This window comes from Streptomyces camelliae (assembly GCF_027625935.1).
Classification (GTDB): domain Bacteria; phylum Actinomycetota; class Actinomycetes; order Streptomycetales; family Streptomycetaceae; genus Streptomyces; species Streptomyces camelliae.
Genome location: NZ_CP115300.1, coordinates 8,347,757 through 8,373,682, shown reverse-complemented (window position 1 = coordinate 8,373,682; position 25,926 = coordinate 8,347,757). Strand labels below are relative to the sequence as shown.

23 protein-coding genes are annotated in these 25,926 nt (G+C 72.2%); 14 read left to right on the top strand and 9 right to left on the bottom strand.

The genetic code is table 11. The features are described from left to right. The first annotated feature begins 6 nt into the window (after positions 1-6). Entirely contained in the window at positions 7-474 is a 468-nt protein-coding gene (locus O1G22_RS38420; RefSeq protein ID WP_270085529.1) for a hypothetical protein, read from the top strand. A gap of 4 nt (positions 475-478) precedes the next feature. Here O1G22_RS38420 and O1G22_RS38415 read toward each other — a convergent pair whose 3' ends face one another. Beyond that, positions 479-958: a hypothetical protein gene (locus O1G22_RS38415; RefSeq protein ID WP_270085528.1), complete on the bottom strand. Its 480-nt coding sequence runs from the start codon at positions 956-958 to the stop codon at positions 479-481. Positions 959-1,202: 244 nt separating this feature from the next. Between O1G22_RS38415 and O1G22_RS38410 the strand changes: the two genes are divergently transcribed. After that, positions 1,203-2,453, top strand: a complete 1,251-nt coding sequence (locus O1G22_RS38410) for a serine hydrolase domain-containing protein (RefSeq protein ID WP_270085527.1) — start codon at positions 1,203-1,205, stop codon at positions 2,451-2,453. A gap of 120 nt (positions 2,454-2,573) precedes the next feature. Here O1G22_RS38410 and O1G22_RS38405 read toward each other — a convergent pair whose 3' ends face one another. Further along, positions 2,574-4,115, bottom strand: coding sequence for a helix-turn-helix domain-containing protein (locus O1G22_RS38405; RefSeq protein WP_270085526.1), 1,542 nt, complete (start codon positions 4,113-4,115; stop codon positions 2,574-2,576). A gap of 248 nt (positions 4,116-4,363) precedes the next feature. Then, positions 4,364-4,495, bottom strand: a complete 132-nt coding sequence (locus tag O1G22_RS38400) for a hypothetical protein (RefSeq protein ID WP_270085525.1) — start codon at positions 4,493-4,495, stop codon at positions 4,364-4,366. A 421-nt stretch (positions 4,496-4,916) separates the two neighbouring features. Here O1G22_RS38400 and O1G22_RS38395 point away from each other — a divergent pair, with 421 nt between their 5' ends. The 3 genes from O1G22_RS38395 to O1G22_RS38385 all read left to right on the top strand — a co-directional run bounded on the left by O1G22_RS38395 (position 4,917) and on the right by O1G22_RS38385 (position 7,797). Beyond that, on the top strand, positions 4,917-5,537 hold the full coding sequence (locus O1G22_RS38395; protein ID WP_270085524.1) for an L-threonylcarbamoyladenylate synthase: 621 nt from the start codon (positions 4,917-4,919) through the stop codon (positions 5,535-5,537). Between the two features lie 152 nt (positions 5,538-5,689). Continuing rightward, positions 5,690-6,445 carry a dienelactone hydrolase family protein gene (locus O1G22_RS38390; protein WP_270085523.1) on the top strand — a complete coding sequence of 252 codons (756 nt, stop codon included), beginning with the start codon at positions 5,690-5,692 and terminating at the stop codon, positions 6,443-6,445. A 152-nt stretch (positions 6,446-6,597) separates the two neighbouring features. After that, positions 6,598-7,797: a glycoside hydrolase family 64 protein gene (locus O1G22_RS38385; protein ID WP_428986445.1), complete on the top strand. Its 1,200-nt coding sequence runs from the start codon at positions 6,598-6,600 to the stop codon at positions 7,795-7,797. Between the two features lie 53 nt (positions 7,798-7,850). On the opposite strand, the gene O1G22_RS38380 is transcribed toward O1G22_RS38385, so the two are convergent. Both O1G22_RS38380 and O1G22_RS38375 read right to left on the bottom strand, forming a co-directional pair. Further along, positions 7,851-10,268, bottom strand: a complete 2,418-nt coding sequence (locus tag O1G22_RS38380) for a M4 family metallopeptidase (RefSeq protein WP_270085522.1) — start codon at positions 10,266-10,268, stop codon at positions 7,851-7,853. Between the two features lie 196 nt (positions 10,269-10,464). Continuing rightward, positions 10,465-12,540 carry a prolyl oligopeptidase family serine peptidase gene (locus O1G22_RS38375; protein WP_270085521.1) on the bottom strand — a complete coding sequence of 692 codons (2,076 nt, stop codon included), beginning with the start codon at positions 12,538-12,540 and terminating at the stop codon, positions 10,465-10,467. Positions 12,541-12,636: 96 nt separating this feature from the next. Here O1G22_RS38375 and O1G22_RS38370 point away from each other — a divergent pair, with 96 nt between their 5' ends. From O1G22_RS38370 to O1G22_RS38355, 4 genes are all read left to right on the top strand, one after another. Then, positions 12,637-13,164: an AAA family ATPase gene (locus tag O1G22_RS38370; protein WP_270085520.1), complete on the top strand. Its 528-nt coding sequence runs from the start codon at positions 12,637-12,639 to the stop codon at positions 13,162-13,164. A gap of 101 nt (positions 13,165-13,265) precedes the next feature. Continuing rightward, positions 13,266-14,309, top strand: a complete 1,044-nt coding sequence (locus O1G22_RS38365) for an MDR family NADP-dependent oxidoreductase (protein ID WP_270085519.1) — start codon at positions 13,266-13,268, stop codon at positions 14,307-14,309. Positions 14,310-14,311: 2 nt separating this feature from the next. After that, a complete protein-coding gene (locus O1G22_RS44990; protein ID WP_428986444.1) occupies positions 14,312-14,887 on the top strand; it encodes a helix-turn-helix domain-containing protein in 576 nt (191 codons plus the stop codon). A gap of 14 nt (positions 14,888-14,901) precedes the next feature. Beyond that, entirely contained in the window at positions 14,902-15,642 is a 741-nt protein-coding gene (locus O1G22_RS38355) for an SDR family NAD(P)-dependent oxidoreductase (RefSeq protein ID WP_270085518.1), read from the top strand. 516 nt (positions 15,643-16,158) lie between these two features. Here O1G22_RS38355 and O1G22_RS38350 read toward each other — a convergent pair. Next, entirely contained in the window at positions 16,159-16,446 is a 288-nt protein-coding gene (locus O1G22_RS38350; RefSeq protein ID WP_270085517.1) for a DUF1905 domain-containing protein, read from the bottom strand. A 60-nt stretch (positions 16,447-16,506) separates the two neighbouring features. Continuing rightward, positions 16,507-17,214, bottom strand: a complete 708-nt coding sequence (locus O1G22_RS38345) for an NAD(P)-dependent oxidoreductase (RefSeq protein ID WP_270085516.1) — start codon at positions 17,212-17,214, stop codon at positions 16,507-16,509. A 124-nt stretch (positions 17,215-17,338) separates the two neighbouring features. Here O1G22_RS38345 and O1G22_RS38340 point away from each other — a divergent pair, with 124 nt between their 5' ends. The 3 genes from O1G22_RS38340 (at position 17,339) to O1G22_RS38330 (ending at position 20,753) form a co-directional block, all read left to right on the top strand. Continuing rightward, positions 17,339-18,052: a TetR/AcrR family transcriptional regulator gene (locus O1G22_RS38340; RefSeq protein WP_270085515.1), complete on the top strand. Its 714-nt coding sequence runs from the start codon at positions 17,339-17,341 to the stop codon at positions 18,050-18,052. A gap of 68 nt (positions 18,053-18,120) precedes the next feature. After that, positions 18,121-19,623, top strand: a complete 1,503-nt coding sequence (locus O1G22_RS38335) for a metallophosphoesterase family protein (protein ID WP_270085514.1) — start codon at positions 18,121-18,123, stop codon at positions 19,621-19,623. A 101-nt stretch (positions 19,624-19,724) separates the two neighbouring features. Next, positions 19,725-20,753: an LLM class flavin-dependent oxidoreductase gene (locus O1G22_RS38330; RefSeq protein WP_270085513.1), complete on the top strand. Its 1,029-nt coding sequence runs from the start codon at positions 19,725-19,727 to the stop codon at positions 20,751-20,753. A gap of 15 nt (positions 20,754-20,768) precedes the next feature. Here the strand turns inward: O1G22_RS38330 and O1G22_RS38325 are convergent, their stop codons facing one another. Together O1G22_RS38325 and O1G22_RS38320 are read right to left on the bottom strand one after the other, a co-directional pair. Beyond that, the gene (locus tag O1G22_RS38325; protein WP_270085512.1) at positions 20,769-21,743 is read right to left on the bottom strand and encodes a TauD/TfdA dioxygenase family protein; all 975 of its coding nucleotides are present in this window, start codon (positions 21,741-21,743) and stop codon (positions 20,769-20,771) included. 81 nt (positions 21,744-21,824) lie between these two features. Beyond that, positions 21,825-23,387, bottom strand: a complete 1,563-nt coding sequence (locus O1G22_RS38320; protein WP_270085511.1) for a glycoside hydrolase family 32 protein — start codon at positions 23,385-23,387, stop codon at positions 21,825-21,827. A gap of 159 nt (positions 23,388-23,546) precedes the next feature. Here O1G22_RS38320 and O1G22_RS38315 point away from each other — a divergent pair, with 159 nt between their 5' ends. Both O1G22_RS38315 and O1G22_RS38310 read left to right on the top strand, forming a co-directional pair. Next, positions 23,547-24,956, top strand: coding sequence for an extracellular solute-binding protein (locus tag O1G22_RS38315; protein WP_270085510.1), 1,410 nt, complete (start codon positions 23,547-23,549; stop codon positions 24,954-24,956). Then, positions 24,953-25,921, top strand: a complete 969-nt coding sequence (locus O1G22_RS38310) for a carbohydrate ABC transporter permease (protein ID WP_270085509.1) — start codon at positions 24,953-24,955, stop codon at positions 25,919-25,921. The genes O1G22_RS38315 and O1G22_RS38310 overlap by 4 nt, the downstream gene beginning before the upstream one ends. Positions 25,922-25,926: the final 5 nt, after the last annotated feature.

Here is a 25,926-nt window from a genome sequence, read left to right as displayed (position 1 = left end):
CAGCGCATGACGAACACGATGTGGATGCGGGGCGTGGAGTGGCTGGCCGCCGCGGCGGCGGACCCGCGCTCGTGCAAATGGGAGTGGGATCACGGTGAGGGGATCGCGCTGCTGGAGGCGGGCCGCTTCTGGGACGTGCTGAGCGTGCCCGACCGGCTCGGGCTGCTCACCCTGGACCTGCTGTGGCGGCCCGGGATGCCCGTCCCGGGGCCGACACTGGTCGACTCGGCGGCGGGCCGGGTCGGGTTCTTCGTGCCGCCGGACCCGTCCGGGGGCTGGGTGGGCGCCGGTCTGCGGTACGCGACCAAGGGGTCCTGGGTGGCCGTACCGCCGCCGTACCGCCCGGCGCGCTTCCTGGAGTGGCTCGTGCCGCCCGACGGCACCGGCACGCTGCACGCGCCCGGCACTCTCGAAGAAGCCCTGCGGGAGGCCAACGGCACCCTCGCCGTCCTCGCCCCGCTGTGCGGGCAGTGACGGATCAGGTGCGCTCGGCCGCGGCCGGGGTGCGCGAGGCGAGACCGGGAACGACGGCCCACAGCACGTCCGGTTCCGCGGGCACGGCCCGCCCCTGCGCTCGCCACTCGGCGACGAGCCGGGCGTAGATCGGCTCCCGGGCCCGGTCCGCCTGCTCGCGCCGGTCCGCGCGGCGCGTCTGATCGGTCCGGTCCACGTGACGCGTCCGATCGGTCCGGTCCGCCCGGCGCGTCTGATCGGTCCGGTCCACGTGACGCGTCTGATCGGTTCGCTCCGCCCGGCGCGCCTGGTCGATCCGGTCCACCCGGCGCGCCTGCTCCGTCCGGTCCCCCGGGCCCGCCTGCTCCGGACGGCCGGTACGGTGCCTACGCTCCAGCCGGTCCAGGCGGTAGGCGGGGTCCAGGCGGTACGCCGCGTCCGGCCGGTCGGGGCGGTACGCCGGGTCCAGGCGGTCCGAACGGTCCATGCCGTCCAAGCGGTTCATGCCGGGGCAACGCCCGTGAGTCACCGCCGGTACGCCCGGCCCCGTCGGGTCACCGGGCCGGGTGAGGCCGTCCCCCGAATGGGCCCCTCACCTGTCGGACAAGCATCCCGCCGGCGCTCCCGCGCGCCCTGCCGGCCCGCCCGGTCCGACGGGCGGGCCGGGGTGCGCGCTCCTATGCTGGGAGGTCCGGGCTCCGACGTCCCGCTCAGCGCAGGTTCGGCTCTCACGTGCTTGGAGTCAGCCCATGTCGCAATCGTCCGCACGCCTGCTGAGGGGGGCGACGGTGGCCGTCACGGTGGGGACGCTGCTGGCACCGCCCGCCGCCGCGCCCGTATGGGCAACGCCGGCTTCCGCACCCGCCGCACCGGCCACCGGGTCACCCGGCCCCTCCCCCTCGGGACCGGCCGTCCGCGACCTCACGCCGGTCGTGGCACGCCAACTGGACGCCGCCGTACGGAAGGTGATGCGCGAGGCGGACATTCCCGGCGCCACCGTCGGCATCTGGACGCCGGGGCAGCCGAGTTACGTCCGCTCGTTCGGTGTGGCCGACACGAGCACGGGCCGCAGGATGACGCCCGACCTGTACATGCGCATCGGCAGCGAGACCAAGACGTTCACCGTGTCCGCGCTGCTGCAGCTGGTCGACCGGAAGAAGGTCGGTCTCGACGACCCGATCGGCAAGTACGTCGACGGGGTGCCGGGAGGCGACCGGATCACGCTGCGGCAGCTCGCGGACATGCGCAGCGGGCTGTTCAACTACTCCGCGGACCCGGGCTTCGTCAAGGAGCTCACCTCGCATCCGCAACGGGGCTTCACACCCCGGCAGTTGCTCGCCTACTCCTTCAAGCATCCGGTGCTGTTCCCGCCGGGGCAGAAGTTCTCCTACTGCAACACCAACCTCATCCTGCTCGGCCTGGTGGTGGAGAAGCAGAGCGGGCAGCGCCTCGGGGACTACATCGAGCAGCACGTCACCGATCCGGCCGGCATGCGGGACACGCTCTTCCCGACGGGCAACGAGTTCCCCAGCCCGCACGCGCAGGGCTACACCGAGCAGACGGCGAACGGCGAGGTCGCCGACGCGGCCGACTGGAACCCGTCCTGGGGCTGGGCGGCCGGCGCGATGATCTCGACCCTGGAGAATCTGCGGATCTGGGCGCGTACCGTCGCCACGGGCCAATTCCCCGACGGCGAACGGATGATCAGCGCCGCCACCCAGCAACAGCGGCTGATCACACCGCAGACCGGCACGATCAAGGGCGCCGGATACGGCCTGGGCATCTTCGACGTGCAGGGCTGGATCGGCCACAACGGCTCCCTGCCGGGTTACGAGTCCCTGACGGTCCACCTGCCGTCGACGCGGACGACGCTCGTCGTGCTGCTCAACACCGACACCGACTACCAGGGCCAGGAGCCCACCACGGTGCTGGGCAGGGCGATCACGACGATCATCACCCCCGCCCACGTCTACAACCTCCCGGTCACACCCACGGGTTGACGCAGCGGCGCGGGGCCGCGACCGGTCCCCCGTGCCGGTCGTGCCCCGCGGACCACTGAACTTACGTGCGATACGGGGCCCGGGGTAGCGCACCGGTGCCCGGCCCGGTCCGCCGGGCACTCACCCGTGCACAGCCGAGTCCGGTTCCTCCCGGTTCGTCGTACCGAGTTCGGGTACGGGCAGCTCGCCGGTGACCAGGTGGGCGAGGACGGTCTCGTACAGATCGGTGCCGCCGCCCGTCAGCCGGCGTTCCAGGACACCTTCGGCCGCCCGGAGATGTTCGCGCACGGTCTGGGCGTGGACACCGAGCGTCTGGGCGGCGCGCTCGGCGTGCGCGTCGGCGGCTGTCCAGGCGCGCAGGGTGGCGCGCAGGTCCCGGCCGTCCTCGTCGAGCCGGCCGAGGAGCCCCTCGGCCCAGGTGCGCAGCGCCCGCGTGCCGAGCAGGTCCGCGAGCCCGTCCCGGTCCGCCGGATGGCCCGCGGGGCCGCCGGGGTCGTACGGGCCGTGCGCGGCCTCGGTGTTGAGGGCGAGATGGGCGACGGCGCGGACGGCGAGCCGGGAGAAGTCGGCGCCGAGCAGGCCGGCGACCCGGTCCATCCGGGCACGGACCGTGTTCCGGCTGACGCCGAGCACCTTGGCGGCGCTGACGGCGGTGAACTCCAGGCCCAGCCCGGTGGTGGCGAGCAGTTCGGCCCGCACATGGTGCGGCAGTGTGTCGAGCGGGCGCAGCACCCCGGCGGCCCAGGTGCGCACTCCGGCCGGGTCCATGAGCTGGGCGGGGCGGGTGCGGGCGGCGTAGACCGCGGACCGTTCGGGCCGGAAGCGGGCGACGGCCAGGGCGGTGACGGCCTGTCCGTAGGCGGTGGCGGTCAGGGCCAGGCGCTGGCGGGGGCTGCCGCCGAGGAAGGTGCCGGGGTGGCCGGCGACGAGGGACCGCAGCCGCTCCCCCACCTCGGCCGACGGGCCGACGACGATGACGTGTCCGTCCATCGCGGGGCAGCGCACGACGAGGGCCCGGCCCTCGGTGCTGTCCGCGCAGGCGTCGGCGAGCCGGTCGCGTTCGGCGGCGGAGGTCTCGACGACGTACACGCGGGCGGTGTCCTCCTCCAGCAGCCCCGGCCACAGCCCGGCGGCGACCCGGCGGGCGGAGACGGTGTCCTCCACCATCAGCAGTTGCAGGATCGCGAGGCGCAGATCGGCCGTGGCCCGCCGCAGCCGCCGCCCGGCATCGGCCAGCTCCCGCTCCCTGAGCAGCAGTTCCAGCACGCCCGCGGTGTGGTTGAGGATCTCGGCGGCGTGCCGGTCGAAGGGCGCCGGGCGGGCCACGGCGAGCACGGCTCCGGCCGCCGGGCCGGGTCCCGGGTGCCGTATCCCGACCAGCCGCACATGCCGTACGCCGTCTTCCAGGGCCGCGGCGGCGACCCGGCCGGCGGCGATGTCGCGGGCCACGGCGGCATCGAGCGGCAGGCGCTCACCGGCGAGCAGGCGGCCGTGCGCGTCCTGGAGGCACACGACCGCCCGGGTGGTGCGGGCCAGCCAGGCGACGAGCCGGCCGAGGTCGCGTCCGGCGGGCCGCAGATGGTCCAGCAACTGCTGCTCCCAGGCGCCGTCGCCGCCGTACGGCAGCACGGGTGCCGTGTCCTCGTCCGGTCGGGCCGCCACGTCTCCGCCCCCTCCTCGCCTCCGCTTCGACCTGGGCATACGCAGCGGCACGTTACCCGAAGGGGCCCGCTCGCGTCCCTGCCCCGGGCTCGGCTCCGCCGACGGCCCGGGGGGGGTGGGCCGTCGGCGGAGACGCGGCGCCCGGAGCGGGGGGTGCCCCGGACGGCTCAGAGGTCGGATGCCCCGGAATCCGGAACGTACACGGGAGAACGCGAGGGACTTTCGGGGCGGTCGGGGCGGGAAACGGCTCACTCGGTCCGGGCCGGCACCGCTTCCGCACGCATCCCGGCCGTCGCGAGGACCGCGCCCACCAGGCACAGGGCGGGGGTGCCGAGGGCGCCGCCGATCTGCAGGGTGGTGGCCTGGAGCCCGCCAGCCACATCGTGGCGGGCAGGGTGTGCAATCCCGCCTGAACGGGCGTCATACGACGAAGAAGTTGGGCGCGGTGATGATCGTGCCGATCGTCAGGGGACACGACGGACCCGGCAACGCAGACGAGGTGGAAGGTACGTGGCCGCGGGAGTCCGGCTGGGAGACCAGCGCGCTGACGTTGTCGGGCTTCAGTCGCGGCCGGCCCGCCGGTCCAGGGCTCGGTACAGCGCGGGGAGGCAGTCGGCGAGCGGCGTGGCGACGCTGTCGACGTCTCGCCGGGAGGCGCTGGGTTCGGGCATGGCTGCCGCAACAGGTATGACCTCGGTATGACCTCATAGGCATCTCAAACAGGTATGCCGTCACAGGCATGCGCGCCACAGGCCTCCGCGGCTGCGCGGGCCGCGCCCGGCGACGGCATAAGCTCGATGGATGGCGAAGTACTTCGACGTGCATCCCGAGAACCCGCAGCCGCGCAGCATCGCCCAGATCGCGGACGCGGTGCGCTCGGACGCGCTCATCGCATACCCGACCGACTCCTGTTACGCGCTGGGCTGCCGGCTGGGCAGCCGGGACGGCATGGAGCGGATCCGTTCCATCCGGCAGCTGGACGACCGGCACCACTTCACGCTGATGTGCCGGGATTTCGCGCAGCTCGGCCAGTTCGTGCGGGTGGACAACGACGTCTTCCGGGCGGTGAAGGCGGCCACGCCCGGCAGCTACACCTTCATCCTCCCGGCGACCCGTGAGGTGCCGCGCAAGCTGCTGCACCCGAAGAAGAAGACCGTGGGCGTGCGCATCCCCGACCATGTGGTCACCCAGGCGCTGCTGGCGGAGCTGGGTGAGCCGCTGCTGTCCAGCACGCTGCTGCTGCCGGACGAGGAGGAGCCGCTGACCCAGGGCTGGGAGATCAAGGACCGGCTCGACCACGTGGTGGACGCGGTGGTGGACTCCGGCGACTGCGGCACCGAGCCGACCACCGTCGTGGACTTCTCCGGCGGCGAGGCGGAGATCGTCCGGCGGGGCGCCGGGGACACCGACCGCTTCGAGTGACGGCCCACTCCTACGGCCCAACGGTGCGGCTCCGTCCGGTCGTACGGCCCACCCGGTGCGGCGCCACCGATCTTGCATGACAGCATGGCCGTAGCCCTGGCGCCGGGGGCGAGTGCCGTCCGGCGCCCATTCTCCAGGGAGGCCTGCTCACCATGACCGATGTCCAGGGAATCGACCTCGACATCCAGACCGAGGACGGCGTCGCCGACGCCTACCTCGTCCACCCCGCGGACGGGCTCCCCCGTCCGGGTGTGCTGTTCTACCAGGACGCCTACGGCCTGCGCCCGCACCTGAAGTCGATGGCCGACCGGCTGGCCGCCGCCGGCTACACGGTGCTGGTGCCCAATGTGACCTACCGCCTCGGCCGGTCTCCGGTCGTGGACCTGCCCGAGTTCAAGGACCCGGCCGCCGACCCGACCATCTGGCAGAAGCTCGGTCCGATCGTCTTCTCGCTGACCCCGGATCTGATCGAACGGGACTCGGCCGCCTATCTGGGCTGGATGGCCGACAGCCCGCTCGTCGCCGACGGTCCGGTCGGCGTCACCGGCTACTGCATGGGCGCCCGGCTCGCCCTGTGGACGGCGGCGGCGCATCCGGACCGGGTGGCGGCCGCGGCCGGGTTCCACGGCGGCGGGCTCGCCACCGACGACCCGACCAGCCCGCACCTGGGTGCCCCGCGCATCAAGGCTGAGGTGTACTGCGGTCACGCCGACAACGACCAGTCGCTGCCGCCGGAGCAGATCGAGCGCTTCGAGAAGGCCCTGACCGAGGCCGGGGTCCGGCACACCTGCGAGGTGTACCCGGGCGCCCAGCACGGCTACACGCAGGCGGACACCCCGTCGTACGACAAGGAGGCCGACGACCGCCACTGGGCGGCCCTGCTCGGCCTGCTCCAGCGCACCTTCTGACACCGGCGCACGGCGCCCGCCACACGGTGGGCGTCGTGCGCACGTCTGCCCATGGCATTGACATGCACGCGGCGCAGCACGAGTCTGAGAGCGCTCTCAGACAGGTACGGACCAATATCCGTACGACCCCGACCCCACACGGAGGTAGGAGAGTGCCGCATCACCTCACGCGCCCCGCGCTGCCCTTGGCGGCCGCAGCGGCCCTGATCGGCGGGGCGCTCGCCCTCGGTGTCCCGGACCCGGCCGGCGCCGCCGTCCCGGACACCGTCCCGCTGAACATCACCAACAACTCCGGCCGTTCCGAACCCGTCTACGTCTACGACCTCGGCACCCAGCTGTCCTCCGGGCGGCAGGGCTGGGCCGACGCGGCCGGCGTCTTCCACGCCTGGCCCGCGGGCGGCACCCCGCCGACACCCGCGCCGGACGTGTCCATCGCCGGCCCGGCCCCCGGGCAGTCCACGACGATCCGGATCCCGAAGTTCTCCGGCCGGATCTACTTCTCCCACGGCCAGAAGCTCGACTTCCGGCTCACCACGGGCGGACTGGTGCAGCCGGCCGTGCAGAATCCGTCCGACCCGAACCGGAACATCCTCTTCAACTGGTCCGAGTACACGCTGAACGACTCCGGCCTGTGGCTCAACAGCACCCAGGTGGACATGTTCTCGGCGCCGTACGCGGTCGGCGTGCGGCGGGCCGACGGCAGTGTGAGCACCACCGGACACCTCAGGTCCGGTGGCTACACCGGCTTCTTCAACGCCCTGCGCGCACAGCCTGGCGGCTGGGCCGGGCTGATCCAGACCCGCTCCGACGGCACCGTGCTGCGCGCGCTGTCCCCGTTGTACGGGGTGGAGACCGGGGCGCTGCCGGCGAACGTGATGGACGACTACGTGGGCCGGGTCTGGCAGAAGTACACGAACAGCACGCTGACCGTGACACCGTTCGCCGACCAGCCGGGCACCCGGTACTTCGGGCGGGTCTCGGGCGGCGTCATGAACTTCACCGACGCCTCGGGCGCGGTCGTCACCAGCTTCCAGAAGCCGGACGCGGACAGTGTCTTCGGCTGCCACAAGCTGCTCGACGCACCGAATGACACGGTCCGGGGCCCCATCTCCCGCACGCTGTGCGCCGGCTTCAACCGCTCGACGCTGCTGAGCAGTTCGAACCAGCCGGACACCACGCCCTCGGACTTCTACCAGGACGCGGTGACGAACCAGTACGCCCGCGCGGTCCACGCGGCGATGGCCGACGGCAAGGCCTACGCGTTCGCCTTCGACGACGTCGGCGACCAGGAGTCGCTGGTGAACGACGGCAACCCGCAGCAGGCGTATCTCACACTGGATCCGCTGAGCTGACATGCCGCGGTCCCGCGCCCGAGGGTGCGGGACCGCGTCGTACGGGTGGTGGCTCAGCTGGTCGTCAGGGCGGTGTCGTCCACGACGAAGCTGGTCTGGAGCGAGGAGTCCTCGACGCCGTTGAACTTCAGGGTGACCGTCCGGCCCGCCAGCGAGGACAGGTCGAAGGTCTTCTGCGTGTACCCGGAGGCGGCGTTGACGTTCGAGTACGTCGCCAGGGTGGTCGAACCGGCGCTCACCGTCAGCTTGTCGTACGCGGTGCTGCCGGACTCGGCGGTGTCGATGTGCAGCCAGAAGGTCAGGGTCGCCTTGCAGCCGGCCGGAATGGTCACCGACTGGGACAGGGTGTCGGTGTGCGAGCTGCCGTACCCGTCCAGCCAGGCCTTGTACGAGCCGCCGTGGGCCGCCTCACCGGTGTCGTTGGTGATGACGCCGCTGGTGGCGGTCCAGCCGGTGCTGCCCGACTCGAAGCCGGGGTTGGCCAGCAGCTGGGTCGAGGAGCAACCGCCGCCACCGCCACTGGGGTTGACCGTCCAGGTGAAGGTCGCGGTGCCGGTCGCGCCGGTGGAGTCGGTCACCGTCACCGTGGTGCTGTACGTGCCCGCGGTGGTCGGCGTGCCGGTGATCAGGCCGGTCGAGCCGTTGATCGACAGACCCGAGGGCAGGCCGGAGGCGCTGTAGCTGAGCGCGCCGCTGTTGGTGCTGCTCGCCTGGACCTGGAGGCTCACGGCCGTCCCCACGGTGGCGGTCTGGCTGCCCGGGTTGCTGACCGTCACTCCGCTGCTCGGCGGGGTGATGTGGCTGCCCACGTTGATGCCGGCGAAGGCGTTGCCGACGCCCGCGTACTGCGTTGAGTTGGTGCCGTACAGCGCGGCGGCCGCGTTGAGGGCGGCGGTGCGGGCGCCGGCGTAGTCGGTGCTCGACGTCATGTACGTCGTCAGCGCCTTGTACCAGATCTGCAGCGCGGCGGCCCGGCCGATACCGGTGACGGCGACGCCGTCGGAGGTCGGGCTGTTGTAGGTCACGCCGTTGATGACCTTGGTGCCGCTGCCCTCGGACAGCAGGTAGAACATGTGGTTCGCCGGGCCCGAGGAGTAGTGCACGTCGAGGTTGCCGACACCGGAGTACCAGCTGTCCGCCGACGAGCCGTCCTTGCTCGGCTTGTCCATGTACCGCAGCGGCGTGCCGTTGCCGTTGATGTCGATCTTCTCGCCGATGAGGTAGTCACCGGGGTCCGAACTGTTGTTGGCGTAGAACTCCACACCCGTGCCGAAGATGTCGGAGGTCGCCTCGTTCAGCCCGCCCGACTCGCCGCTGTAGTCGAGCCCGGCGGTGTTGGCGGTGACGCCGTGGCTCATCTCGTGGCCGGCCACGTCCAGCGAGGTCAAGGGGTCGTTGTTGTTCGAGCCGTCGCCGTAGGTCATGCAGAAGCAGCTGTCGTCCCAGAAGGCGTTGACGTAGCTGCTGCTGTAGTGGACGCGGCTGTAGGCGGCGACGCCGTCGTTGCGGATGCCGCTGCGGCCGAAGGTGTTCTTGTAGAAGTCCCAGGTCTCCTGTGCGCCGTAGGCGGCGTCGGCGCCCGCGGTGGCCGCGTTGGAGTTGGTGCCGTCGCCCCAGGTGTCGGTGGACTGCGAGAACAGCGTCCCGGTGCCCGAGGTGCCGTGGTTCAGGTTGTACGTCTTGTGCCCGCCGCGCGTGCCGTCGGTCAGCGTGTACGTCGAGCCCGACTGGGTCGTGGACAGCGTCACCTGCCCGCTGTAGTGCGTGTTGCCCACACCGGTCTCGATCGCCTGGTACCGGTGCAGTTCCTTGCCGGTGGTGGCGTCGGTGATGACGTGCAGCCGGCTGGGCGTGCCGTCGTCCTGGAAGCCGCTGATCACGGTCTCCCAGGCGAGCTTCGGGGTACCGGTGCCGGCCCAGATCACCTTGCGGGCGCTGTCGGTGGCGGGCTTCTTGGCGTCGAGGGCCTTGGCGGTCTTCAGCGCCTTGCTCTCGGCGGCCGACTTGGTGAACGTCGCGGTGGTGGAGGCGACCTTGATCCGGTGCTGGTTGTTGTAGGTCGTGGTCACCGTGCCCTTGGCCAGGGAGGCGGGCGGGGTGTGCACGACGAGGTCACCACCGAGGACGGGCAGGCCCGCGTAGGTGCGCTCGTAGCGGGTGTGCACGGTGCCGTCGTTGTCCTTGACGACGTCCTTGACGACCAGCTTCTCCTGGGCGCCGAGCCCGAGGGTGCGGGCGGTGGCGGCGGTCTGCTGCCGGGCACTGTCCATCAGTGCCTGATGCTGGGCCGGGCTGAGCCTGGCCTCCAGGCCGCCGGCGCGCAGCGGGCTCGGGTGGGGTGCCGCGGGCTTGGCGGCGGCCGGGCCGGCCTGGATGCCGACGGCGAGGAAGGCCGCGGTGGAGATCAGGGCGGCGGCGGTGACCGTGGCGCGCTTGCGACCTGCGTGGGGAACGGGTCTGTGGGGTCTCACTCGTACTCCTCCTGCTGCGGCCGCCGGGTCGCGGCCGGTGACAGACAGCCGGGCAGACGGGTCCGCTGCCCGGGCGAGCTGAGTCGTGCGGGGATGCGTGCACACCATGGAGGTGCGGTGTGCCGGGGAAGGATTGCAGTCTTGTCCCGCACATGTCAGTCACGTCGAGGTCATTCGAGGGTTTTCCCTATGCCGGTCACTGACCGGTGCGGACGGAATCCGGGACTCCGGCATCCAAGTGCCCCCGCAAGAAGCGGAGCTGGTGCCGCAGCAGGTTCTCGGTCAGCTCACCGCCCACCGGCTGGTGGCCCGCACCGGGCAGGAGCAGCACCTCGTGCGGGCGCCCGGCGGTGAGCAGTGCGTCGGACAGCCGGAGGGTGTGGGCGGGCGGGACCTTGGGGTCGGCGAGGCCGTGCAGAAGCAGCAGGGGCCGGGTGAGCCGGGGTGCCTCGCGGAGCAGGGAGCAGGCGTCGTACCGCTCGGGGTGCTCGTCCGGCCGGCCGAGGACTCGCTCGCGCCAGTGGGCGTCGTAGAGCCGCTGGTCGGTCACCGGCGCCCCCGCCACGGCGGCGCGGAAGACGTCCGGGCGGCGCAGTACGGCGAGTACGGCGAGGGAACCGCTGAAGGACCAGCCGCGGATGCCGACCCGGTTCAGGTCGAGCACGGGGTGCGTGCGCGCGGCCGCCGCGAGCGCGCTCACCTGGTCGTCGAGCACCGGCCCGAACAGGTCGCCGTACACCGCCCGTTCCCACCCGGGCCCGCGCCCCGGAGTGCCCCGGCCGTCGGTCACGAGCACGGCGAAGCCCTGCTCGGCGAACCACTGTGACACCAGGGTCTGCCAGGTGTGCGCGACGGTGACCCGCTGCCGGGCCGCGCCGCCGTAGGGATCGAGCAGCACGGGCAACGGCCCGTGATCCGACGGCCGATGCCAGGAGGGCAGGTACAGGGCGGCGCGCAGCTCCCTCGGGCCGAGTCGCAGCATGCTCCGCCGGACCGCGGGCACCGGCCGCTCGGCGTACGACGGCACGGTGGCGACGGTCCGCCCGCCGCGCAGCACCTCGGCGCGCGGGGCGGCGCCGGTCGTGTCCGCGACGGTCCGGACGAGGACGCCGCCGCGCAGCACGCCCCCGTACAGCCCCGGCCCCTCGCCCAGCCGCCGCGGCCGCGTGCCGGGCCGCCATGCCCACAGGCCGGTCTCGGTGGGCTCGTCCGAGGCGGTGAACAGCACCTCGTCGCCGTCGACACCGAGTACGGACCGTAGTTGGCGGCCGACGGGCGTGACCGGCTCGCCGTCGGCGGTCAGGTGCCGGGTGCCCTGCGCGTCGGCGTGGGCCAGGAGGACGCCGGAGGCGGTGCGGGCGGGCAGTCCGGGCACCAGCTCCACCCAGCGGGCGTCCCGTTGCTCGTGCAGGACCGTCGTACGGCCGTCCACCGGATCGATGCCGAGCAGCAGGACGGTGCGCTGGTCACGGGACTGTACGACGGCGAAGGGCCCGTGCCCGTCCCAGCCGGCGCCGACGACGTACTCGTAGGCGGCGCGGTCCCAACGCACCGGCGTGCGAGGGGCGTTGCCGTGGACCGGGATCAACCACAGGGTGACGTCGGGGTTCGGGGTGCCCGCGGGAGCGTGACGACGGATCCGGGGCGGACGGTCCGGGTCGGCGGGATCGGTGCCGTACCAGCGGTGTACCCGTCGGCGATCGGTGCGGGCGCACAGCAGGGCGGTGCCGTCGGGCGCCCACCAGTGGCCGCGCGGCCCGTCGGCGAGCGTGGCGTCGGTGTGCTCGGCGACGCCGAACTCGACGTCGTCGGCGGCCGGTTCGGCGATCGGACGGTCGTCGGTCCCGTCCGCCCGGACGACCCGGAGTGCGCCGCGTCGGACGTACGCGATACGGCGACCGCCGGGATCGGGCCGCGGATCGGACACGGGCCGCGCGGCCGGCAGCCGCCGGGGCTCGCCGCCGTCGGCCCCGGCCGTCCACAGGGCCCCCGCCAGCGTGAAGGCGACGAGCCTGCCCGCCGCATCGGTGGCGTACCCGCCGATCCCCCGCGTCCCGCGCCCGTCACCGAGCAGCCGGACGGGATCGGCCAGAAGCCGCTCCGATCCCGTGCCGAGGTCGAGCGCCCACAGGCAGGGGGCGGGGTCGTCTCCGGTACGACCGCGCAGATACAGCACGGTCCGGCCGTCCGCCGTCACGGTGAACCGGCCGGAAACGCCACGGGTGAAGCGGGCCGTACGAACGAGCTGGGCGAGGAGGGGATCGGGGGTCACACAGGGCCACTTCCCCTTCCTTTCCTTTGGCACACCTGTTCGATAACGGAAGGGCATGCCCGTTTTCGCGGCCCACAGGCCCTAGCATCGGGCTCCATGATCGTATGGATCAATGGCACCCACGGCGCAGGCAAGACGACGACCAGTCCACTCGTGCAGCAACTGATCCCGGATTCACGGGTGTTCGACGCCGAGAAGGTCGGCGAGACACTCATGGACATCACGCCGGGGCTGCCCGGGCCCGGGACGGACAACTTCCAGCACTGGCCGCCGTGGCGGCAGCTCGTCGTCGAGACCGCCCGCCGCGTACTCGACTACACCGGCGGCACTCTGGTGATTCCCATGACCGTCCTGGTCGAGCAGTACTGGCGCGAGATCAGCACGGGCCTCGCCCACCATGCCATCCCGGTACGGCACTTCGTCCTTCACGCCGACCAGGACACCCTGCGCGAGCGCATCGAGGGGGACACTGTTCTCGGTCCGTCCTCATTCCGTCTCGCATACCTTGAGCCCTACGCCGAGGCGGCCCGCACATGGCTGCACGGCGAGGCCGCGGTCGTCGACACCACGCACCTCACGCCCGCCCAGGCCGCCCTGCGGATCGCAGAGGCCGTCAAGAGCTGAGGTCGCCGGCGGGCACACCGGGCCGGGGGTTGCCCTTGACGTGCGGGTCAGGGTTTAGCGTCTGCGGGCCCGTTCCGCCCTCTGCCCTCAGGAGGCTCACGATGGTGACATCGCCGCCCAGGACCAGCCGCGAGGTCCGGCTGGTCGCCGTGCCCCAGGGATTGCCCACGCCCGCGGACTTCGCCCTGGGCGACGCATCGCTTCCGCCTCTCCGACAGGGTCAAGTCCTCGTGCGCAACCGGCAGTTCGTGGTCTTTCCCGGATTGCGAACCCTCATCGGCGGGGGCGCGAGAAGTACTCCGCTGCCGGGTCTGGAGCCGGGGGACGCGCTGTTCGGGCCGGCCGTCGGCGAGGTCGTCGCCGTACCGCCCGGCAGCGGGCTGGGCCCCGGAGACCTGGTGACGCACCTGCTCGGCTGGCGGGAGTACGCCGTCGTCCCCGAGGCGCAGTGCACCGCCGTCGACCCGGCGCTGCCCGACCCGGTCGCCCATCTCTCCCCCGGATCCGCCGCCTACGGAGCGCTGACCCGGGTGGCTCCGGTGCGCGAGGGCGACGTCGTCCTGGTCACCGGTGCCGCCGGTGGCGTGGGCAGTGCGGCCGGCCGGATCGCGCGGCTGCTGGGCGCCGCGCGGGTCATCGGCACGACGAGGTCGCCCGACAAGGCCGTGCGACTGACGGCCGAGTCGGGATACGACGCGGCGCTCACCGCGGGGGCGGACTTCGCCGGGCGGCTGGCCGCAGCGGCTCCGGACGGCATCGACGTCGTACTCGACCTGGTGGGAGGCGCGCAACTCAGCGCGGCGGTGGACGCCGCCCGGCCGGGCGCGCGCATCGCTCTGGTCGGATCGCTGTCCGGCCAGCTGGCCGCCGGGGGCCGCGGAGAGCGCGCTCCGGTCGAGATCGACGCGTATCGGCTCGTTCTGCTGGGAGCATCGGTGCGGGGGTATCTCGGCAGCGATCATCCCGGGGTGGAGGAGGAGTGGCGGGAGCGGTTCGGGCACTGGTTGCGCTCCGGCGAGATCGGCTTTCCGCTCACGCGGATCGCGGGCATCGAACGCGCCCCGCAGGCGTTGTGGGAACTGATCGAGGGGCGGCACTTCGGCACGGTGGTCGTGGAGTTGGCCCGGGACGGCGGGGAAGGGTGAGCATGCGGATCGCGGACGCGGCGGCAGCGGCGGGTACGACACCCAGGGCGCTGCGCTTCTACGAGCAGCGCGGGCTGCTGCCCCCACCGCGCCGCACGGGGTCGGGGCAGCGGGACTACACCACCGACGAGGTCGCCGTGCTGCGGGTCATCCGGCGTCTGCTGGCACTCGGACTCACCGTGGAGGACCTGCACCGCCTCGCGAACCGGCTCCCCCTGCTCACCACGGAACCAGCGCCGAGCTGCGCCTTCGCCGCACACGGGGGCGCTGGGCCAGGGGGCGCGGAACCGGGGGACGGGGGCGCGGCGATCGTCGGTGCAGAGGTCGGCTGTCCAGAGGCCACCGGCACGGAGGCCGCAGGCGCGGGGGTCACCGGTGCGGAGGGTGCGGGCGCGGAGGCCATCGGCACGGGGAGCGTGGGCGCCAGGGTCATCGGTGCGGAGGGGGTCGGTGCCGGGGTCGTCGGTGCGGTGGTCGTAGCGGAGCGCATCGCGGTGCTGGAGGCCGAGATCGGGCGGCTCACGCGGCTGCGAGACGCTCTGAAGGCCCACCGGGGGCAGGGCTGCGCCGGCCCGTGACAGGATCCTCGATCATGAGGAGCGAACAGAGCGATCGGCCCGTTGCCCTGGTCACCGGGTCCACGTCGGGGATCGGGGAAGCCGTCGCGCGCCGGCTGGCCGCGGACGGCATGCGGGTCGTCGTGCACTCGCGCGGCAGCACCGAGGCCGGGGAGGCCCTGGCGGCGGAGCTGGACGGTGCGTACGTGCGGGCCGACCTGGAGGCGGAGGACGAGGCACGCGGGCTGGTCGAGGCGGCGCTCGGCCGGTACGGGCGGCTGGACGCTCTGGTGAACAACGCGGGCATCAGCTGGCCCATCCCGCACGCCGACCTCGCCGCCGCGACACCGGCGGACTGGCGGCGTCTGCTGGAGGTCAACCTGATCGCGCCCTGGGTCCTGTGCACCGCGGCGCTGCCGGCGCTGCGCGACTCCCCGGGAGGCGGCGGCATCGTGAACATCACCAGTCATGCCGGAGTACGCCCCAAGGGCTCGTCGGTGCCGTACGCGGCGAGCAAGGCGGCGCTGAACCACGTGACCCGGCTCCTCGCGGCCGCGCTCGCGCCCGACGTGCGGGTCAACGCGGTGGCGCCGGGGCTGGTGGACACGCCCATGACCCGGGACTGGACGCAGGCGCACGAACTGTGGCGGGACCGCGCCCCCATGCGCCGCCCGGCCCAGCCCGCCGACGTCGCCGGCCTGGTCGCGTCGGTCCTCGCCCACACCTATCTCACCGGCGAGGTCATCCTGCTCGACGGCGGCATGAACCTGACCTGACCCCTCGTCCCACGGCATGTCCGCATCCACCAGCCCACGGTCCTGGAACGACGTACGGACCCAACAGGACTTCTCCGCTGACCTGGGAGAACCGGACCATCGACGACTTCCTCCGGGGCTGGGCCCGGCTGCTCCGCCCCCGGGTGAGCGGCGGCATCGCGGTGCCCGGGCGATCCCCCGGCGAACCGGGCCGGCAGGGCCTCGTCCCCCTGCTGGACTGCGCCCGGCCCGGCCACAACTGTGTCCGCGCCCGCGCATTCCACACGCGCATTCCACCGTACCCGGCGCGCATGGCAGGCCGGTGCCGACGACGGCATTTGGGCGCACAGCGCCCTCCCCGACCGGCTGGACGCCTGGTCCGGATGGGTCGGCGCCACCTCTCGGCTCCGCGCACGGATCGAACCGGTCACCTGGCGCGCAACAGCCCTGCAACTCCTCGCTGCGCGGGGCTGCGAGGAGCGAAGGCGCCGGGGCTACGTCTTCCGCAGGCCCGCAGCGGCCGGTCCGACACCGCGCTCACAGCCGTACCGTCATCGCGACCGCCACCTCGTCCCCCTCCGCGAGCCCCTCCGGCCGGCGCACCGCGGTCTTCAGCGGCAGCAGGTAGCCGCCGTCCTTGGGGAAGAGGGACGTGGTGAAGGCGGTGGCGCCGATCCTGGCCTCGACGGGGATCACGCCCCAGCCGTAGCTGGCCATCGCGGCCACGTCGCGGATGTCGGCGCACTCCGCGTCCGGTACGGCGACGAAGTAGTACGGGGCGGGCCCCCGCCACTCCACCACCCGCCCGGCGAAGGCGAGTTCCATGGTCAGCCCCCTCCTGAAGGAAGACCACAGCGTACCGGCGCCCGCCCCGCGCTCCGGCCGTCAGTAGCCGGCGGTGAACCGCCGCTGGACGAAGCGGGGCAGTTCGGCCTCGTCGAGCAGGGCGACGGCCGCGTCCTCCGCCGAGATGCGGCTGCGCCCCTCCGCGTCCAGGACCGGCTGGTCGCCGCCGAGCCGGAAGCGGCCCGTGCGCTCGCCGGGAGCGATCTCCTCGGCGGGGCTGAAGTAGGTCCACAGACGGTTCGAGGTGCGCAGGACGTTCAGGGCGTCGCGGTGGCCGCGGACCGCCGCCCCGTAGGCGCGGGGCAGCCCGATCCGGTCGAGCGCGGCGTGCAGCAGCTCGTCGGAGTCGGCGCGCACCACCCCCGGTTCGAGCTCCAGGCTGCCCGCGCCGCCGATGACGATGAGGCGGGTGCGGGGGTGGCTCTCCAGCGCCTTGAGCAGAGCCTGGGCCGCGGTGGCGTACACCGTGGGGTCGGCGATCGAGCGCCGCACGGTGTCCTCGATGTCCCGCGCGGCGTTGCCCGGCTGGAACCCGCTGATCAGCACGTCCAGGCCGGGCAGGACACGCGCGATGTCCGCCGCGTCCAGAACGTCGAGGCTCGCCCAGGTGATGCGGTCGCGCCGCTCGGCGCGCCCCGGCCCGGTCGCGTCCCGGCTGAACGCGCTGACCTGGTGGCCGCGGTGCAGGGCCTCCGTGACGACCCGGCTGCCGATGGTCCCGGTGGCTCCGATGACTCCGATGTGCATGGCTCTCCCCTGTGCATGCCGACATGGATGTGCGAACACCACGCGATGGTGACGCGGTGCAGAAACTATACGCCGTGAAGTTTTGTGACGCCGCACAGAAATCATCACGCTGTAGAGTGATCGCGTGACAGCGACAGCGGGCAGAGGACGGCGCGAGCGGCTGCGGACCGAGACGACGGCCGAGATCAAGAGCGTGGCCATGGGCCTGATGGCCGCGGGCGGACCCGACGCCATCACACTGCGGGCCATCGCCCGCGAGATGGGCATGACCGCCAACGCCATCTACGGCTACTTCGCCACGCGCGACGACCTGGTGACCACACTCGTCCACGACGTGTACACCGCGCTGGCCGACACCGTGGACGCCGCCTGGGAGGCCGCCTCACAGCAGGACGCGGGCTCCCGGATCCAGGCCTGGGCCACCGCCTTCCGCGACTGGGCCCTGGCCAACCCGCAGGGCTTCCGGCTGATCTACGGCGACCCCGTCCCCGGCTACCAGGCCCCCGCCGGCGGTCCCGCACCCGACGCCGCCCGCCGGGTCTGCACCGGACTCACCGCGCTCGCCGCAGCCGCCTGGCCCCACGCCGGACGCCTGTACGAGGACGGCGACTTCACCTGGTCCGACTTCGACGCCGGTCTCCTCGACAAGGTGCGTCCCGCCTTCCCCGAGCTGCCGCCGGCCGCGGTCGCGCTCGCACTGCGCATCTGGGGGCATCTGCACGGACTGGTCTCGCTGGAGATCTACGGCCATCTGCACACCCAGACCAAGCGACCGGACAAGCTCTTTCAGCAGGAACTCGCCCAGCTGGTGCGGAATCTGGGCGTTCCGCACGGCTGACCCGCCGTGCCGCGTGCGGGCGTGGGCCCGCCAACCGCCGCTGACCGGGGCGTTGTTACGGTGCAGGCGTGTCTGACTCCTCACGCGATACCGCACAGGGCGCCGGCTGGGGCTCGGCCGAGCCGGGTGCCTACAAGCAGTTGATGCCGGACCACGTCGAGAAACTGTCGTGGCTCGACCCGCGGACCCTGTGGGCCGCCCGCAACGGCGTGCTGGCGTCCTGGTTCGGCGATCCGACCGGGCGCACGCGCAGCCGCTGGGTGGCACACCGGGAGGCGGCCGGCGCGCCCGCGGACAAGGTGATCCGGCGTGCGGTCCCCGACTCGTTCTCCTTCATGGTCATCGGGGACACCGGCGAGGGCGACGACTCCCAGTACGCCGTCGTACCAGGCTTTCTGAAGGAGAGTCAGGACACCGACTTCGCGGTGATCGCGAGCGACGTGATCTACCCGGTCGGCAGCACCGACGACTACCACGACAAGTTCTTCCGGCCGTACCGGGACTATCCGGCGCCGATCTACGCGATACCCGGTAACCACGACTGGTACGAGGATCTCGGCGCGTTCATGCGCGTCTTCTGCGCCGACACCCCGCCGCTCGCCCCCGAGCCCCGGCCCCGCCCGCTCACCCGCGCCTGGTGGCGCGCCCTGCTGTGGCACCGGCCCGCACCGGCCGACGAGCAACGCCTCGCCATGGCACGGGAGTTGCGCGCGGCGCCCGGCCAGCAGGCCGAGCAGCCGGGGCCGTACTGGGCGATCGACGCGGGCCCGGTGCGGCTCGTCGGCATCGACACCGGCCTGCTGGGCACGATCGACGCCGAACAGGGCGCCTGGCTGCGCGCGGTGTCCCGGGACCCGAAGCCGAAGATCCTCATCACCGGCTCACCGCTGTACGTCGACGGCGAGCACCACCCGTGCCCCATCGAGGGCGGCGGCACGGTGGACGACATCGTCCGCGACCCCGAGCACCACTATGTGGCCGCGATCGGCGGGGACATCCACAACTACCAGCGCTACCCGGTCGACGTGGACGGCCGCACCGTCCAGTACGTGGTCTCGGGCGGCGGCGGGGCGTTCATGCACGCCACGCACACCATCCCGCGGGTGTCGGTCGGCGGCGTGACCGAGCGGGACTTCCGCTGCTATCCGCTGCGCGGCGACTCGCTGGCCTTCTACAGCCGCCTGTACGGCCGCCGGCTGCGCCTGCCCCGCTTCTTCACCCTCACCGAGTCCGAGGCGACGGCCGTCGTGGCAGAACGGCTCGGCATCGAGCCGGGCCGCGCCCCCGGTCCGGACGCCCGGGTGACCCGGCGCACCCGGCTGGTCGCGAGCCTGCTCGGCACCGGCGGTCGTCCGGACCGTAGGTCCCGGTTCCGGCTGCCCGTGCGCAAGATGTACGCCTCGCTGTTCTCGCCGAGCTCGGTCACCTACAGCCCGCCGTTCTTCAAGTGCTTCCTGCGGCTGGACGTCGCCCCGGAGGAGATACGGCTGCGCTGCTTCGCCGCGACCGGCAACCGCGCCCAGGAAGTCGAACCGCCGGTGGAGGACGAGGTCGTCATCCCGCTGAAGTGACCAGGGAAGTGACCTCGGCGGCGATCAGAAGTGATCACACGGTTGTCATATTGGCCTGCCAGAATCGGAACAGAGCCGACGTACGACCGCTGGAGGAGCCCGTGCCGTCCACCCCCCGCCCGCTGCGCAAGCTGGGCTTTCTCACGATCGGCCTGTTCGACGCGGCGGATCCGGCCCGGGGCCACGAGTCCACGCTGCAGATCATCGAGCTGGGCGAGCGGCTGGGCTTCGACAGCGCCTGGGTCCGGCACCGCCATCTGCAGTACGGCATCTCCTCCCCGGTGGCGGTCCTCGCGGCCGCCTCCCAGCGCACCCGGCGTATCGAGCTGGGCACGGCGGTGATCCCGCTGGGCTGGGAGAACCCGCTGCGCCTGGCCGAGGATCTGGCCACCGTCGACCTGCTGTCCGGCGGCCGGCTGAACCCGGGTGTGAGCGTGGGCCCGCCGATGCACTACGACCAGGTCAAGGAGGCCCTGTACCCGGACACCGCCGACGCGGAGGACTTCTCCTACGAGCGGGTTCGGCGGCTGCTGGACCTGGTGCGCGGCAAGCCCGCCACCGACTTCAGCGGGGTCGAGGGCTTCGAGGTGTTCTCGGACGTGGTCCAGCCGCACTCCGCCGGTCTCGGGCGTCGCCTGTGGTACGGCGGCGGCAGCCTCGGCTCGGCGCGCTGGGCCGGCGAGCACGGGATGAACTTCCTGACCAGCAGTGTCGTCAAGGCTGAAGACCCGGACGCGGAACCGGACTTCGCCGCGATCCAGCTGGCCCTGATCAAGGAGTTCCGCGCCCATCACCCCGACGGCGAGGCGGCCCGGGTCTCGCAGGGGCTGGTGGTGATCCCCACCGACTCCGCGAGCCCGGAGCAGCGCGCCAGGTACGAGGCGTACGCGGCCCGGCGGCTGCCCCGCACGGCCGCCCCGCAGGGCCCGGCGCGGCTGCTGTTCGCGCCGGACCTGGTCGGCACCTCGGCCGAGATCGCCGAACGGCTGCGCGCGGACGCCGCGTTCCGCGAGGTGGACGAGGTGGCGTTCGCGCTGCCGTTCACCTTCGAGCACGAGGACTACGTCCAGATCCTCACCGACATGGCGACGAAGCTGGGACCGGCGCTCGGCTGGCACCCCGCGGGCTGACGCTCCCGCCGCCCGTCACCAGCGGCCCGCCTCGGTGCCGGTGACCGGCTCCGACGGCGTGCCGTCCACGCCCACCGGCACATCCCCGGCGAGCATGACCCGGTGCATGATCCGGGGAGAGCCGACGTGGGTGTGGTCGCCGGGGGCGAGGTGAATGGTGGCCCGGTTGTCCCAGAAGGCGACGCTGCCGGGCTCCCAGCGGAAGCGGACCGTGTACTCGGGGCGGACGGCCTGCTCCACCAGCATCTCCAGGATCGCCGTGCTCTCCGGGCGGGAGAGGCCGACGATCTCCTCCACGTAGTAGCCGTTGACGAACAGCACCCGCTCGCCCGTCTCCGGGTGCACCCGCACCAGGGGGTGCACGGAGACGACCTGGTGGTCCAGCAGGCGGTGGGCGTACCCGTCGTCGACGGGCCGGGGCTGGTAGCCGACGCCGAGCCGGTGTTCGGCGCGCAGCCCGTCCACGAAGGCGCGCACCGGCGCCGACAGGCCGGCGTAGGCGGCGGCCAGATTGGCCCAGGTGGTGTCGCCGCCGTAGGGCGGTACCGTCTCGGCGCGCAGGATCGTGGCGGCCGGCGGGTCGACACGGGCGCCGTAGTCGCAGTGCCAGCCGCGCAGCAGGGTGTGCCGGCGCCGGTGCAGCCACTCGTCGCGCTCCATGCCGTAGCGTCCGGCCAACTCCAGCCGGTCCGCGGTCGTCTCGATCTCGGGGAAGCCGGGCGGTGAGTGCGGACCGCGGCGCGGCAGCACGACCGGCTCGCCGAAGCGGCGGGCGACGGCGATGTGGCCGGCGTGGTCCAGCTCCTGTCCGCGGAAGAACACCACCTTCCAGCGCAGCACCGCCTGCCGGATCAGGGCCACCACGCCGTCGTCCAGGGGCTTGGCCAGGTCGACCCCGGTGATCTCGGCTCCGATGTGCCCCGCGACCGGCCTCACCTCCACGCCCTCGACCCGCTCCGTCCGATCCTCGGTGGTCCTGTGCGTCGTCATACGCGCTCCGATGCTCGTCGGTGTCCGTCGTCGGTGTCCGCTCCACGACAGATCGTGGCATCCGAGACCAGCCCGGATCCCTCACACCGTGAACTCCCGTATGACCGTGTCGCGGAACACGGCCGTCCCGCCCGCCGTGAACAGGGCGAGCCGGTTGTCCACGAGGTAGGGGAACACCTCGCTGGTGTGGACGTACCGGCCGTCGTCCACGAACATCTCGACGGAGGTACGGTCCACCAGGATGCGCAGCTTCACCCGGCCGGCGCTCGGGTCGAAGGGGCTGTGGCTCTCCTGCCGGACGCCGCTGGTGTCGGGGTTGACGGTGCCGCGCCGGTTGAGGAAGGCGTAGTCGTTCCAGATGCCGGCGTCGATATGCCGTCCGCCGTCCGGTGAGCGGCGCAACTGGACGCCCGCGCCGGTGAGCTGGGACCAGGTGATCTCGGTCGTCAGCTCGTAGGAGACGCCGGTGTAGTCGAGCGGGCGGGTGCCGTCGACGGTGAGGTCGCCGAGGTTGACCGTGCGAGAGACATACGTGTCGAGTGCGGCAACCGGCTGGGAGGCGAGGTAATAGCCCCCGGAGTTCGACTTCTTGAGCGTGATCTCGCGGACCACGGAGTCCGTGCCGTTGAAGCCGTCCGCGTCGATGGTGGGTGTGGTGTGCGCGTACGCCCAGTCGTTGAGCCAGCCGAGCGCGTACCGCGCGGCCGGATCGACCGAGCCGTCCGCCCGACGCTTGTCGAAGGTGACCGCCGCGTACCAGTCCCAGCCGTGGTCGAGCCACTGCGGCTCGGCCGAGTCGGGGGTGAAGGAGCCGCCGTCGAAGGAACCGGTCCAGTACGCGTAGGTGTTGGGCTGTCCGGACCCGGTGCCGTCGGCGCTCGCGCCCAGCACCCACGTCGCCGTGCCGTCGTCGGCGGTGATCCGGAACAGGTCGGGGCACTCCAGCACCCCGATGCCGTCCTTGACGAAACCGCCGTCGCGCGTCCAGGACTTGAGGTCCGGCGAGTGGTAGAAGCCGATGGTGTCGCGCTCGGCCAGGGCCATCGTCCAGCGGTTCCGGTCCGCGTCCCAACTCACCTTCGGGTCACGGAAGTCGGCCCCCGTACCCGGGCTGGGCAGTACGGGATCGGTGCCGTAGTTCGTGAACGTGAGGCCGCCGTCGGTGGAGTAGTACAGGAACTGCTCCTGGTGGTCGGTGCCGCCGCCGGGTGACATCGTGACGACGACCACCACCGCGCCCGCCCCGAAGCCGGCCGTGTTGCCCGTGTCGACCACCGCCGAGCCCGACCAGACGTCGCCGTTGACCGTGGTGTCCTTGGGCACCGCGATCCCCCGGTCGGTGAAGCGGACCAGGTCGGCGCTGGTGGCCAGGCGCCAGGCGGTGCCCACCTCGCCGCCGGCGAGATAGTCGGCGTTGTAGAGGTAGTAGTAGTGGTACTCGCCGTCGATCCAGACCGGGCGCTGGGGGTCGTTCTTCCACTGGTCGGGGACCGTGAAGTGGTATCCGGCCCGGTAACTCAGGCAGTCCCGCGCCACCTTGGGGCGCGGGCGGGCGTCGGCGGGTGCCGCGGGCAGCAGTGCCGCGCCGGCTCCCGCGGCGGTCGTGGTGAACAGGGCTCTTCTCGTCAGGCCAGGGCCACGCATCACGTACCGGTCCTCTCGCGACGGTTCTTGACGATCCATGGGACCAGGACTGTGGGACCTAACTCGTTAAAGGTCAAGCGTTCCCGCACCTTGACAGGGCCGTAACACGCTTCACATCATCTGGGCATCACACCTTGGCTAACACGAGTTAGGCACCTGATGACCGACTCGCTTCTCTCCCGCCGCGCCCTGCTGCGGTACGGCGCCTACGGCGCGGGGGCCGCGGCGCTCGCCGGTACCGCCGCGAGCTGGGACCGCCTCACCGGCAACGACATCCCGGGCCGTGACGACGGCTCGCTGGTCGTCGCGACCCTGGGCTCGGCGTTCTCGCCGGACGGGATCCGCACGCTGCTCGCGGGCTTTCGCAGGCTGCACCCCGACATCAAGGTCCGGATCAACGCGGTGCAGGCCGTGGACTGGCCGGACTTCTTCGCCAAGATCCTCACGCAGATCGCGGCGGGCACCGCGCCGGACCTGGTCTATGTGGCCACCGAGGGCGTGCAGCTGTTCGCCCGGCACCTGGGCGTGCCGCTGGACCGCTGGGTGAAGCGGGACGCGGCGGAGCTGACGGAGTACTTCGCCGACGTCCATCCCTCGCTGGTGGAGTCGATGATGTACGAGGGCAGCCTGTATCAGCTGCCGATCGAGTTCAATGCGGCCGACATGTACCTGAACACCCAGGTGCTGCAGCGCGCGGGCGCGCAGCTCCCGGCGGACGACTGGACCCGGGACGACTTCACCGCGCTGCTACGGCAGCTGAAGAAGGCCAACGACTCCCATTTCACGCCGTACTTCTGGACGAACCGGCTGTGGGGCGGGGTGGTGCCCTGGCTGTTCGCGAACGGCACCGATCTGCTGGCCGAGTCCAAGGCCCCCGGCGGCTCCTGGCTGTGGGACGCCTTCTATCCGGCGGACCGGCGGCAGGGGCGCGGGGGTGGCTTCCGCTGGACGACCCCGCGGGCGACGAGCGGCCGGGTCGAGGAGGCGTACGACTATCTCGCCGAGCTGATCCAGGAGGGGCTGTGCACCCGGCCCGAGGGCGGCAACGGCCAGAATCTGATCGGGGTGTTCTCCACCGGCCGGGTCGGGGTGACGCCGGCCGGCGGTTTCTGGGCGGGCGGTCTGCATCTGGCCGGCATGCGCGCCGACGCCTTCGACGTGCAGTACTTTCCGCGCTGGCGCACCCAGCGGCACCAGTTCGGCGCGGCGGGCTACGCGCTGCTGCGCACCTCGAAGAAGCAGGACGCGGCCTGGGAGTTCATCAAGTACTCGGCTCGGCTGGACACCCTGGCCGCGCTGTTCTCGACCAACCAGACGACACCGGCCCGCCGTTCGATGCTGACGGCGGCCCGCTACCGGGAGTCCGGCCCGGCCCACTGGCGGGTCTTCTACGACACCCTCGACAAGTTCCCCGACACCGGGCCCATCCCGGCCCCGCCGCAGGTCGCCGAGGTGACCCAGGTGCTGCTCAAGCACACCGGGACGGCACTGGCGAGCCCGCACTCGGTGCGGCCGGCGCTGCGGCGGATGCAGGGCGATCTGGAGCAGGCCATGGAGCGTGACGTATGACCGACACCACGGACACGACGGACACCCGGGTCCCCGTCCTGCGGCCGCGCGCCGCGACCCCGCGTGCGGCGGCCGTGCGGCCCTCGGCCCGTGAGCGGGGCACACGGCTGCTGGCCGCGCTGTTCCTTGCTCCGACGGTGGTCGGGATCGTGATCTTCACGGTCGTACCGATCATCGGGTCGGTCGTGCTGAGCCTCTTCCACTGGAACGTGATCGATCCGCCCGGCTGGGCGGGTGCGGCCAACTACCGCTCGGTGTTCACCGATTCGACCGTTCTGGTCTCCTTCCGCAACACGCTCGTCTTCATGGTGTTCGCGGTCGCCGCGCAGCTGCTGATCGCGCTGTCGCTCGCGCTGACGTTGAACGGGCGGATGCCGGGCTGGCTGCGATCGCTTTTCCGCTCGGCGTTCTTCTTCCCGCTCGTGCTGTCGGCCGCGTCCATCTCGGTCGTGATGAAGTATCTGTTCAACCAGGACTTCGGAGTGATCAACTGGCTGATCGGGTTGTTCGGGATCGCTCCCGTGCCCTGGCTGACCTCCGAGCACGGCGCGATGGCCACGGTGATCATCGTGTACGTGTGGCAGCAGTTCGGCTTCTCGTTCCTGCTGTTCGTGGGCGGGCTGAACAACATCCCGAAGGAGATCCACGAGGCCGCCGCGCTCGACGGCGCGACCGGGCTGCGCAAGCACCTCGCCATCACCCTGCCGCTGCTCTCCCCCACCCTGCTGGTGGCCTCGGTGGTCGGCATCATCAACGCGCTGCAGGTCTTCGAGCAGCCGTACGTGCTCACCGACGGAGGGCCCGGCGACTCGACCCGCACGGTGGTGATGGTGATCTACGAGAAGGCCTTCGAGCAGCTGCGGTTCGGGGAGGCGTCCGCGGTGGGCGTGCTGCTGTTCGTGCTGATCATGGCGGTGACCGCCGTCCAGTTCCGGCTCAGCCGGCGTTTCGTCCACTACCAGTGAGCCGG